The sequence below is a fragment of the Calothrix sp. CCY 0018 genome, from assembly GCF_963920925.1.
Taxonomy (GTDB): domain Bacteria; phylum Cyanobacteriota; class Cyanobacteriia; order Cyanobacteriales; family Nostocaceae; genus Rivularia.
On sequence record NZ_CAWUDI010000019.1, the window covers coordinates 106,085 to 118,076 of the forward strand.

At 37.8% G+C, this 11,992-nt stretch carries 12 protein-coding genes and 1 pseudogene; 7 read left to right on the forward strand and 6 right to left on the reverse strand.

Annotation, left to right across the window (positions count from 1 at the left end):
- The first annotated feature begins 29 nt into the window (after positions 1–29).
- Positions 30–668: a Uma2 family endonuclease gene (locus ACM03V_RS15585; protein ID WP_414621702.1), complete on the forward strand. Its 639-nt coding sequence runs from the start codon at positions 30–32 to the stop codon at positions 666–668.
- Between the two features lie 62 nt (positions 669–730).
- Here ACM03V_RS15585 and ACM03V_RS15590 read toward each other — a convergent pair whose 3' ends face one another.
- Positions 731–2,170, reverse strand: coding sequence for a sodium/glutamate symporter (locus ACM03V_RS15590; RefSeq protein WP_414621703.1), 1,440 nt, complete (start codon positions 2,168–2,170; stop codon positions 731–733).
- Positions 2,171–2,279: 109 nt separating this feature from the next.
- Between ACM03V_RS15590 and ACM03V_RS15595 the strand changes: the two genes are divergently transcribed.
- The 6 genes from ACM03V_RS15595 (at position 2,280) to ACM03V_RS15620 (ending at position 5,880) form a co-directional block, all read left to right on the forward strand.
- On the forward strand, positions 2,280–2,912 hold the full coding sequence (locus ACM03V_RS15595) for a pentapeptide repeat-containing protein (protein ID WP_414621704.1): 633 nt from the start codon (positions 2,280–2,282) through the stop codon (positions 2,910–2,912).
- Positions 2,913–2,988: 76 nt separating this feature from the next.
- On the forward strand, positions 2,989–3,555 hold the full coding sequence (locus ACM03V_RS15600) for a Uma2 family endonuclease (protein ID WP_414621705.1): 567 nt from the start codon (positions 2,989–2,991) through the stop codon (positions 3,553–3,555).
- A 358-nt stretch (positions 3,556–3,913) separates the two neighbouring features.
- On the forward strand, positions 3,914–4,261 hold the full coding sequence (locus tag ACM03V_RS15605; protein ID WP_414621706.1) for a 4a-hydroxytetrahydrobiopterin dehydratase: 348 nt from the start codon (positions 3,914–3,916) through the stop codon (positions 4,259–4,261).
- Between the two features lie 209 nt (positions 4,262–4,470).
- Positions 4,471–4,755 (forward strand): DUF427 domain-containing protein, encoded by a 285-nt coding sequence (locus ACM03V_RS15610; protein WP_414621707.1) that lies wholly within the window; start codon positions 4,471–4,473, stop codon positions 4,753–4,755.
- A gap of 131 nt (positions 4,756–4,886) precedes the next feature.
- Positions 4,887–5,525, forward strand: a complete 639-nt coding sequence (locus tag ACM03V_RS15615; protein ID WP_414621708.1) for a Uma2 family endonuclease — start codon at positions 4,887–4,889, stop codon at positions 5,523–5,525.
- 124 nt (positions 5,526–5,649) lie between these two features.
- Positions 5,650–5,880 (forward strand): type II toxin-antitoxin system HicB family antitoxin, encoded by a 231-nt coding sequence (locus ACM03V_RS15620; RefSeq protein WP_414621709.1) that lies wholly within the window; start codon positions 5,650–5,652, stop codon positions 5,878–5,880.
- On the opposite strand, the gene ACM03V_RS15625 is transcribed toward ACM03V_RS15620, so the two are convergent.
- From ACM03V_RS15625 to ACM03V_RS15645, 5 genes and pseudogenes are all read right to left on the reverse strand, one after another.
- On the reverse strand, positions 5,834–6,181 hold the full coding sequence (locus tag ACM03V_RS15625) for a hypothetical protein (RefSeq protein WP_414621710.1): 348 nt from the start codon (positions 6,179–6,181) through the stop codon (positions 5,834–5,836). The genes ACM03V_RS15620 and ACM03V_RS15625 overlap by 47 nt on opposite strands.
- Before the next feature lie 21 nt (positions 6,182–6,202).
- Entirely contained in the window at positions 6,203–7,684 is a 1,482-nt protein-coding gene (gene modB / locus ACM03V_RS15630) for a molybdate ABC transporter permease subunit (RefSeq protein ID WP_414621711.1), read from the reverse strand.
- Positions 7,685–7,694: 10 nt separating this feature from the next.
- Positions 7,695–8,318: pseudogene (modA, locus tag ACM03V_RS15635) on the reverse strand (molybdate ABC transporter substrate-binding protein); the annotation flags it as partial.
- A gap of 12 nt (positions 8,319–8,330) precedes the next feature.
- Positions 8,331–8,492 (reverse strand): hypothetical protein, encoded by a 162-nt coding sequence (locus ACM03V_RS15640; RefSeq protein ID WP_414621712.1) that lies wholly within the window; start codon positions 8,490–8,492, stop codon positions 8,331–8,333.
- 387 nt (positions 8,493–8,879) lie between these two features.
- Entirely contained in the window at positions 8,880–11,963 is a 3,084-nt protein-coding gene (locus tag ACM03V_RS15645) for a response regulator (protein WP_414621713.1), read from the reverse strand.
- Positions 11,964–11,992 lie beyond the last annotated feature (29 nt).

The following is an 11,992-nucleotide window of genomic DNA, read 5'->3' on the forward strand; positions in this document are numbered from 1 at the left end:
ATTAAACAACTCTCATATATAACTAAAAAATGTTATTAGAATTAAAACGCATTCACGTTCCACCAGGACAAAGAGTATTGTTGCAAAATGTAACTTGGCAGGAATTTGAAACAATTCTTGAAGAGTTAGGAGAACACCGTGCAGCACGAATTGCTTACGATAACGGAATGTTAGAGATTATGGCACCACTACCCGAACATGAAGATGATAAAGAAATTATTAGTGATTTAGTCAAAGCCCTTTTAGAAGAACTTGATATTGAATTTAGAAGCCTTGGTTCTACAACTTTTAAAAATCAAGCAATGGCACAAGGTATAGAAGCAGATCAGTGCTTTTACATTCAAAATGAAAGCAAAATTCGCGGTAAAAGACGTTTAGATTTATCAATAGATCCTCCTCCGGATTTAGCTTTGGAAATTGATGTTACTTCCCGTACCCATCCGAGTATTTATCAAGCTTTGAAAGTTCCTGAACTATGGCGCTTTGAAAAAGAAAAGCTGCAAATTAATATTTTACAAGATGGCGTTTACATCGAGTCTACACAAAGCCTTAATTTTCCCGAATTACCTTTAATTGATGTAATTACCCAATATTTACAACAAAGTAGAACAAAAGGAAGAAATGCAACCCTCAAAGCTTTCCGTAAATGGGTAAGAGAACAAATATAGGGGTTCGTAGTAAGCGATTTATCGCTCTTTTAAATGCTGAATCACTTACTAAAAACTTAATTTTATCCTTTACTCTTCCTTAACTGCTTACAATTCCAAAACCCAAATATCAACCAAAAAGCCAAAATTACAGAAGTAAACAACAGCATCGGAATCGAACCATACCTCACAATTAAAGCCGGAGCAGCAGCAGTAAATAAACCACCTCCTAAAATCGGTTCAAATAATAACTGTTTATAAGCAAAACATTCAAAAGCGCCGGTACGATTATCTGGATCTACCATTCGTAAAAGTAAAATACCAGTAGCCGTAACTCCCATTGATTGCCCTAAATCGCCCAAACCTCTTTCATTGGGGAAAAAAGGAATTAAACGCGGTGCTAAAAATACATATACGCAAACATTCCAAACAATACCTGCAACAGCCAATATTAATAAAGGAACTAAATTTGCACCCAAAGCAGTTAAAGAAATACTAGCCAGCGCCGTCACAATCGTTACATCCAAAGCCAATCCACCGATACGCTCCATTAAAGGGCGACTAACCATGTAGCTGCGATTTGTCCGTACTAAAAGCAGCTGTACTAAAATTCCACCAATTAAAGCCATTGGAAATAACGGTACGAAAGCAATTAACTTTAATCCGTCTCCGCTTCCCCAGGTAATTGATTCAATAAATCCTAAAGCCTGTAAAATTAACCAACCGATCGCAACAGCTAATCCTACAAAACCAAAGTTAAGCGATATCGGATCGATTAGTAAATCCTTAAATAATCGATCTCTAGCAGCTGCGATCGATGGATCTTCTTCTGTATGGGTATGAATGCTATCTTCGTCAATTCCCAAGCCGATCTCATCTCGGCTTTGCACTTGAATTCTTCCGGTCCGTCTTCCCCAATCTATCAACCATGTACCGATAATAATTCCTGAAACCAGCCCCACCGTTGCTAAAGTCAAAGATAAATCGGCAGCTTGAGGAAATCCCAACTCCTCGAAAGTAGCAGCCATCCCTGCCGATGTTCCGTGTCCCCCTTCAAAAGCAACTTCAATTAACGAAGCTGCAATGGGAGGTAATTTAAAAATAGGAGTTAATACTGTAATTCCTAGTATCAAACCTATAACGTATTGTCCCCATCCTAATACTTGACCAAAAGCTGCTTGCGGAGAAGCTTGTCGCCAAATAGTCCCCCAACCGGGAATCATTTGTCCCAGAAATAAAGTTGCAAACACAATATTGATAAATACTCCAGGAGATTTTGACCACACCGTTAAAATTGCTTCGGGAAAAATTCCGTTAGCTAAAGGAGATTCTGCACCGACGGTAGCTTTAATAACCGCACCCAAAGCACTAGGTCCCAATAACAAGGCGATCGCACCCGCTACAACCGAACTGGGTATGAATAAAGATTTCAGTATGCCGATACGCTGTCTGATAAAACGTCCGACAAGAATTAAAATAGCAATTAGAGTGTAAGCCCAGAATACGTCTATCAGTTGGAACATTGGAAGTAGGTTTTATTGAATATTTATTCTTATATCAGACAAACCGAAAAAATATTCAAATTATTTCAATTACGATTTGCTCAAAATCAAAATTATCGGGTAATGAATAATGAGAAACTTACTATACAGATTAATTGGTTTAGAAATCAACCAAGAACCAAAAATTATACTGTTTGACTCATGTAATGCAGCTTCTGATATTGCCTTTATGTTAGGTGGCGATCGCGATGATTGTAACGGTGTTGCAATAGATAAAATTGATGAAATTGCGATTAATACAGCGGCAAATCTAATACAAGCAAAATGGTGCTATCCAGGTGCATCTCAAGTTATTTTAGATAGATTAACAACCGATAAGCTTTTACACCGTTATGCAATTGGCGATAGATATTTTCATAATGCTAATTTGAGATGTGCGGAACTTTGTAACCTTGATTTAATTGACATTAACTTGAGTTACGCCCTTTTAAATTTGGCTAATTTGAGTCATACAAATTTCAGTAAAGCCGATTTAACGGCAGCAGAAATGACTCAAGCAAATTTAAGCGATTGTAACTTAAGTGAATCAATATTATTAAGAGCAAACTTGCAGAATGTAAACTTATCCCGTGCAAATCTTAGAGGTGCAAACTTGAATTATGCTTGCTTAAATAACGCTAATTTAACCGAAGCAGATTTAAGAGGTGCAAAGCTATCTCATACAGATTTAAAAAGCGCTAACTTAGACGGAGCTATCTATTAGTTAAAAGTTAGGAATTATGAGTTTAGATTTGTTAATATTCACCTTTGACCTTTAACCTTTAACCTATAGTGATATTATGACTCAAGCAACAGACAAGATCCGCTGGACAATTGCCGATATAGAAGTTTTAGCAGCAGATGAATGGAAAAGTTATGAAATAATTGATGGAGAATTATTTGTGAGTCGCGCTCCACATATTCGTCACCAGAGTGTTGGTGGACGTATTTATGCTAATATCTTTAACTGGTCTGAAGAAACAAATTTAGGTCAGCCTTTTTTTACTCCCGGAATTATATTTTCTGATGCTGATAATGTTATTCCCGATGTAGTTTGGATTAGTAACGAAAGATTAGCGCAATTAGTTGATGATGAGGGACATTTAACAGGTGCGCCGGAATTGATTGTTGAAGTTCTTTCTGCGGGAAATACAAACGAAAGACGCGATAAAGAAGCTAAATTAAAACTTTATTCTCTTAAAGGTGTTAAGGAATATTGGATTGTAGATTGGCGGTTGCGAGAAATAGAAGTTTATCGTCGTGAAGATGCTCAGTTAGCGTTAGTTGCGACGCTGATGGAAGATGATAAAATTACTTCGTCCATTTTACCGGGATTTATTTGTAATATTCAGCAGTTTTTTAATTGATATATAAAATTTAGACTAATATTCGACTAAAGTTTGTATTAACAGATATCTTGCACCATTCTTAATTAGCTTTCACAAACGCCTTGGAATAAATTCCCAGGCTCATATATAAAGTCTGATAAATCAGACTAGGTAAAGTTTTTAGATAATTATAGTGCGTTTTAAGGTACTTTGCACATGAGCCTTGAAATTGATTCCAAGGCCAGGGCAAACGCATCTAAAATTAAGCTAGGTGCGTTTGCCCTGACAGTGTAACTATATTTTTCACCCCGTTTTCTTTCTTCCGAGAGATTACAATTTGAGCATTTACAGCTAATGTTCGCTATATAAGATGCGATAAAAAAAAGGTGACAAAATCATGGGAAACCTTAAACAGCAAAAATGCGATGCCTGTACTGGTGATTCACCTCCTGTCACAGAGGAAGAGATAAGCAAGCTTCACCCAGAGATTCCCGAATGGAATATCAAGGAAGAAAATGGTGAAAAGCTTTTAGAAAGAGTTTTCAAATTTAAAGACTTCAAATCGGCTTTGAATTTTACCAATAAAATCGGTGAAGAAGCGGAAAATCAAGAACATCATCCAGCTTTACTCACCGAATACGGTAAAGTTACCGTCATGTGGTGGACTCATGCTATCGGAGGATTACACCGCAACGACTTTATCATGGCAGCCAAAACAGACGAAATTGCTGCAAAATCCAGATAAATGTCAATCAAAATAGGCAATCAATATTTGCAGTTAGCATCACTCAAAAGCTCGTAAATGAGTATTAATTATAAAGGTTTGTAGTAAGAGTTTAAGCCCTTTATTTAAGAACTAAAGTTTTTACTTCAAACCTCTTAAAATTAATGTGACTCAATACTAGGTATAATTAACTGGTCATTGATAATTGTTAATTGATAATTGATTTAATTATGTCAAAAGCAACTTGGAATGGTGCAGTCATAGCCGAAAGCGATAAAACGGTTATGGTAGAAGGAAATCATTACTTTCCCGAAGATTCAATTAAGAAAGAATACTTCAAAGAAAGTGATAAACATAGTATGTGTCCTTGGAAAGGTACAGCAAATTACTACAACATTGAAGTTAACGGAGAAGTCAACAAAGACGCTGCTTGGTATTATCCCGAAGCCAAAGAAAAAGCCAAACACTTTGAGAATTATGTTGCTTTTTGGCGCGGTGTAAAAGTAGAAGATTAAATCATCAATCTTGTGAAGATAGTCATCTTTAGATGACTTCCGTTATTAGCCAGGGAATTGCATTCCCTGGTGGTTTTTATAATGGTGGAAAATGCTAGATTTAATCAAGCATTAAGAAGAAGAGATAACCTATGTACGCCATAATTTCCCCTCAAGAGATTCAATTGCCTCCCGGAACAGTAGTGCGAATGCTCGGAACATGGCAAGATTATTGTCAACTGCGCGATCGCCGTGGTGATAATTCTATTCCCAGAATTAAATACCGCGATGGTGAAATTTTACTTATGAGTCCGTTATTTTGCCACGCACGCGAAGCTAGTATTTTAGGAGATATTGTCGGCGTACTTTTAGATAGCGAAAACCGTAATTACGAAGCCTTCACGCCGATTACAATGGACATTCCCGAAGAAGGGGGAATTGAACCAGATTACTGTTTTTACATAGATAATTGGCAAGCTGCGGTGGGTAAAGATAGGATCAATTGGGAAATCGATCCACCACCCGATTTAGTAATTGAAATTGATGTTACTTCCTATACTGCTGCCGAGGATTTTCTACCTTATAAAGTTCCAGAAGTTTGGTTATTTAAAAAAAGCGGTTTGAGTATTTATGGTTTGTCAGGAGATAGCTATCAGCAGCAAGCTTTTAGTAAGTATTTTCCTAGAGTTGATTTATCTGAAATTATTAGTCGTGTTTTAAAAGTTGCATCCGAGCAAGGAACTGGGGTTGCGATTAGGGGTTTGCGGGAGCAGTTGAGAGGGGAATTATGATGAATAAAAGTAAGCGTAGTAGAGATTATCTTAAACTTAAAGACGAGCTTTTTGCTAAGGAATGTGTGGCTAGTTTATATTTTAAGATTGTAAAATTTCAAGAGTCGAAGAAGGATAGAATAAAATGAAAACTCGTAGCTTTACGGTTATTGTCTATAAAGAAGAGGATATGTACATTGCCGAATGTCCGGAAGTTGGCACTGTAGATCAAGGTGAAACCATTGAAAAAGCAGTTGCGGGATTAAAAGAAGCAACGCGGCTTTATCTTGAAGAATTTCCTTTACCTGAAGCTACTCCTAGATTTATAACTAGCAAGGAAAAGTATTTTCTTGATTGCTATCTGTTGAAAATCTGAGGTGATGAGCGCGTATTCCCAAGTATTGTAAATTACTAGGAATCGGTTCAACTACTGTCAAATTACAATCCCAATCCAAAGCTTTAACTGTATAGTTATCAACAATTTCAGCGCGAGAAATATTCTTACATTCGGTTACTTTGGCAACTACCAAATTTGGAGACTTTTCAAAAATATTTTCTTTAGTATCGTTAGCGATTACTTTCCCTTCCGACATCACCATAATATTGCTGCTAACCCGATAAGCTTCTTCTAATTTATGGGTGATAAATAAAGTTGCACCTTCATAAGACGAAAGCACTTTGCTCAACAATTTTTCAATTTAATTGCGTAGATAAGTATCGAGCGCCGAAAGTGGCTCATCTAATAATATCGCTTCCGGTTCAATTACCAAAGCCCTTGCTAAAGCAACTCTTTGCTGTTGCCCCCCGGATATTTGATGCGGGTAACGGTTTTCTAAATCTTGCAACTGCATCATCTCAATATATTGCCGCACTTTTGATATGCGATGGCGCTTTGGTAATTCTTGCAAACCAAAGGCAATATTTTGGGCTACAGTCATGTGGGGAAACAAAGCATAGTTTTGAAACAGAAAACCAATGCGACGTTTACGACTAGGAAGATTAATCTTTCGTTTAGCATCAAATAAAACTCTTCCATTTAAAATAATCCTTCCCCGACTTGGTTTTTCCAATCCAGCAATGCAGCGCAAAGTCATACTTTTACCGGAGCCAGAAGCACCTAATAATCCCAAAGTATTTTCATCTGCGATAAAATCAACTTGTAATTGAAAGCTTTTTAAATTCTTTTCAATATTAACTATCAGTTTTTTTTCACGATTATTTTGATTAAATGATTTTTGAAATGTAGACGAAGAATATGATAAATCCTGCGAATAATTTTCACTTTTACGAACTTCTTCGAGAGAATTTACGCTCCTAAATGTACAAACCCCACCCGCATTAACTTCCCCAATTCCGAACCCACGCAGGTGGGTTTTGCCTGTGTAGCCGCGATTTATAATCGCCAGGTGCTTATTTACCTCTTTAGAAAAAGGTACAAAATCAACATCCCCAAACTGACCAAAAAGAACAAAATTTATCAAACTTCTAATAAAATTTGCACTTCCATCTCTATTTTTTGAAACACGCTGCGATTCATCCCAAACGTGAATAGTAGCAATTACACCCAAAGAAATCGCCACCATTATCAAAACCCAAATCAAAGCCTTACGCATATCGCCAGCTTCAGCAGCGAAAAAAATTGCGATCGGCATGGTTTGAGTTTTTCCCGGTATGCTCCCAGCCAACATTAAAGTTGCACCAAATTCCCCCAAAGCTCTAGCAAAAGATAAAATTGTCCCCGCAGCAACTCCCGGTAAAGCTAATGGTAAAACTACCAACCAAAATATTTTAAATTCAGAACTTCCTAAAGTACGAGCGCAACTAATTAGGTCATTATCAATATGTTCAAAAGAACTTAATACAGTCTTATACATTAAAGGGAAAGCAACCACCGTTGATGTAATTACTGTTGCTTGCCATGAAAAGATAATGCTAACTTCCAACTGCTTGAAAAATTGTCCTACTGGGCTATTAATGCCGAATAAAAGCAATAATAAAAACCCTACTACAGTAGGCGGTAAAACCAAAGGAAGAGTTAAAATGCCATCAACTATTCCCCTAAATTTACCCTTGTATTGCTTCATCCAACCTGCTGCTACAATTCCTAAAAAAAAGGCAAATGCAGTAGCAAATGAAGCAGTTTTCAAAGAAATCCATAAGGGAGATAAATCAAATTCCATTTTGTATTAACTAACTAGCAATTTTAAAACCGTATTTTTTAAAAGCATCTTTCGCGCTATTACTAAATAAAAACTCAATAAATTCTTTAGCAGCCTCTGGATTTTTACTTTGTTTAATTGCAGCTACCGGATAAATAATTGGTTTGTGACTATCTTCTGGTGCAGTAGCCACAACCTTAACTTTGTTTGAGATTTTGGCATCTGTAGCGTAGACAATACCAGCATCAACATTACCTAATTCGACATAAGATAAAACTTGACGAACATCTTTAGCAAATACAGTTTTCGGTTTAACTTGCTTCTAAATCTTCAGATTACTTAAAACTTCTCTTGCATATTGTCCAGCAGGTACGCTTTCTGGTTCTCCAATAGAAAATCTTTTTATATTTGGATTTGTTAACTGTTGAAAGTTAGAAATATTAGTAATATTATCTTTTTTCGGTACAATCAAGACAACATCATTTTTTAGTAAATCTTTGCGGGTTTCTGGAAGTAAAAGCTTGTTTGTATCCAACTCATCCATAAACTTTTCATTAGCTGAGATAAAAACATCAACAGGTGCCCCTTGTTTAATTTGTTGAGTTAAAGTACCACTCCCAGCAAAGTTATAAGTAATTTTAGTATTTGGGTGTTCTTCTTGATAAGCTTATGCTACTTCCTTCATCGCATCTTGCATACTTGCAGCAGCCGATACCGTTAACTCTACAGCTTGTGAATCGGTATTTGATGTCAGCTGGCTGCAACCAATTACTGTAAAGAATGAAACAAGTATCCAGCCCAATATTTTAACAGAAAGTCTTTTATTCATTTACGATTTTGATTCAACTCTTGCTGAAAAGAATCACAAACTATGTAACTAGTTGATATTTATACATAAATAATATTTTTTATTCTGTATTAGGGATAACTGACATGATGCCAGTTTTATTGCCTGAGAGCGATAAATCGCGGCGCATAAAACCTTTTTACCAATTAATTTCACCAATACAACGGGTTGTAGTCTCCCAGCAAAAAACCCGGCATTAATAATACCGGGTTCTTTCATTCTCAAAAATCATTCAAATAAATATATTGTTGATACAAATAAACTTATATATTTAAAACAAAGCTTCTTCAAAACTTCCAATTCAACATCACATAAGAAAAAACGGAGTTACAAGTTGTAATCAATCAACTCATAACTCGTGCAATTCCATCATTGACTGTTACTAACTCCTGCTACAGAAAAAATAATATCGTCTAATGTTCGTAGTAATTCTTGTTCGTTATAGGGTTTAGAGAAGTAAGCCCTAGCACCTAATTGCATTGCCAATTGCCTGTGTTTATCGCTACTACGAGAAGTAAGCATGGCAACGGGTATATTTTTCAAATCGCTATTTGATTTGACTCGACCTAAAAAGCCGTAACCATCTACACGAGGCATTTCTATATCGCAAATTACAGCCTGTACGCTCAAACCAGTTTGCAGTTTTTCTAATGCGTCTTGCCCATCTTTTGCTTGTTCGACTAGATACCCTCCTTTTTCTAAGGTTAATGCTAAGAAACGGCGGACGTTGATTGAATCATCTACGATTAAAATCGTACCTTTGCCTTTACTTATGTGTTCTACAGCTTGTTCTTCTGTTTGATTTAAGAAAGCTGTTTTTAACCTTGTTGATGGTAGTTGATTGTTTTTAGGAGTATGTTCGTTGGTAGCTATCGAGTAAAGTAATTCCCCGACGTTAACTAAAGCTACTACCCTTCCATCACCGAGAATTGTACAGTTGTTAAAGCCGGATGGTAAAGGTATATCTCCTTCAACACGACGAATCGCAACTTCCATTTCTCCCCAACAACGATCAATTTTGATTGCTACTAACTGATTGCTATTTTTGACAATCAATATGCTGGTAGCATTAATTGCTGGGGGAGTTTCTAAATCGGGGTTGTTGTAACGAGGACAGTTAAACTGTAAATAATCAGTAAGTCCAATTAAAGGTAAAGTTTTTCCTTGCCAATTCAGAACTTGCCCGCCACCTACAGGGGAAACTTGTTCTTCATCGAGTAAGAATATTTCTTCAATCACATCTGTAGGGAAAGCTAGCAACATTCTACTGCTTTCTACCAATAGAACTCGCGAAACCGACAGCGTGAACGGCATTGACAGCGTAAAGGTGGTTCCAACTCCCGCCTCGGTATCAACTTTGATATCTCCTCTGACTTGTTTGAGATTGTTACGAACCACATCCATACCCACACCGCGACCGGATAATGATGTAACTTGGTCGGATGTTGTAAATCCAGGCTCAAAAATCAACGATAATATTTCTTCGTCGCTAGCTTGATTAATCAAAGATTCATCCAAGCCCATTTTGATAGCGCGATCGCGAATTTTATCTAAGGAAATACCGTTACCATCATCTTGCATGGTAATTATGGTACGGTTGGAACGGTTCGCGGCTGTGATTTCAATTAAACCTTGTTCTGGTTTACCTTGCTGTTTTCTGACAGGTGGTTTTTCAATGCCGTGATCGAAGGCATTTCTCAGCAGGTGCATCAAAGGATCGTTTAAAGCTTCTAAAATGCTCCTTTCAATGAGAATATTGCCGCCTTCGATTTTTAATTGAGCATTTTTACCGTATTCTACGCATAAATCGCGCAAAGCCCTGGGAAAACGGTCAGTTAAATCGGATAGCGGACGCATCCGTACTTGAGTTAGCTTGCGCTGTAATTGCTTTGAGGTTTTATTTAATTTCCGCGAAATATTGTCTGTATCGTCAAGGCTAATTTGCACATCTGTTGTCACCTCTTGCACCATGACGATGGTTTCCATTACTTCCTGGGAAAGCAAATTCAACTCGTTGTAACGATCCATCTCTAAAGCATCAAATCCATTGTTGATGCTATCCGAATCGTAATCTTTACTACCAGTATTTGCACTGTCTCCGGGAACTAAGGCAAGAGTTTGAATTGTGGATTTTACTGTAGTTTGAGTAGATATCTTATCGTATGCAGTACGCAAATGTTGATTTTCGCGGTCTAAAACTTGTACTCTTTGACCTAAATTGCGAACTAGTTTACGCAATCTTTCCATTTGCAAGTTTAGTCCGTTGCGCTGAATAATCAGTTCGCCAAATAGATCGTTGATTTCTTCGAGTTGCTTGCTGGGAACCCGGACTGTATTTTCTACCGATTCGTTCTTAGCAGCCGCTGGTTCGGGTTTGCGTTCGACAAATGGCTGGTAGTCGGTAGCAGGAATTTCTTGAGCGCTTGCGGGTGTATTATGTACCTCTACTTCATCAAACTCAGAAGCAGCGCTTTCTTGAGCAAAAGCCGCTTCTAAAGCTTCAAAATCTGCCGTAATTACATCCTCAACCAGCCAATCTTCTTCTATTGTATTTTCGAGTAATTCTATTTCTTCTACTGTTTCTGTTTCTTGTATGTCTGGTATTTCCGGAATTTCTATTAATTGTGTAGAATCCGCTTCAAATTCCACTGGTACAATCGCTTCATTCGATTCAGTCTCACCCAGTTCCAACTGTGCAGGTAAACTTTCTATCTGAGAAGTTAGCACCAAAGCCTGAGAGCGTCGCCAACCAGCAAGGGCTGCATTGGCAATTTCTTCAACTTGTTCGGGTGGTGCAACTTCTAAGTGATATTGAACTGATTCGCAATAACTGCTAAAAGCTCGTAGTTGCAGCATTTCACCCAAACCAGCCAATTCTGCTGCCATAATCGCAACTTCTTCTTTTAGGCAAGGTTGCTCGCTGTGGGCGACTACAGATTCCAGACGCTGCAAACAGCCTTCAACTTCGGTTTCAAACAGCAGCGGAATAATATCTTGTCCATCTTCAGGAGACAGCATCGAAGAAGCATCTTCCGGAGTCGGATCGCCCAAACGCTCGTGCAATTCCTCAAAAACCGGGTAGCAAAAACTTGCTAACCACTGCTCTTCTAATTCATGCCCTTCTGAATGCAATTCTACTATTTGTCGCAGCCAATCAACACCGGAAAGAAGCAGACTCTGTAGCTGGGTATCTACTTCCAGAGTACTTTTCCTAGTTTTGAGAACTTTGAACGAATCTTCCAAACGGTGAGCCAAATCGCTTAGAGAGCGAAATCCCATCATCGCCGCTCCTCCTTTGATGGAATGAGCGGCTCGAAGCGCGGCGTTGATCTTTTCCAAATCGATGCGGTTGCTGGTGTCGATTTCTAGCAATACCCCTTCAATAGTGTTGAGGTAGTCACTAGCTTCCTCCAGAAACTGCATCTGGATTTCAAACTCTTTGTCCTGTGACATATTATTTGTCCCTAGCCATTAGTCATCAG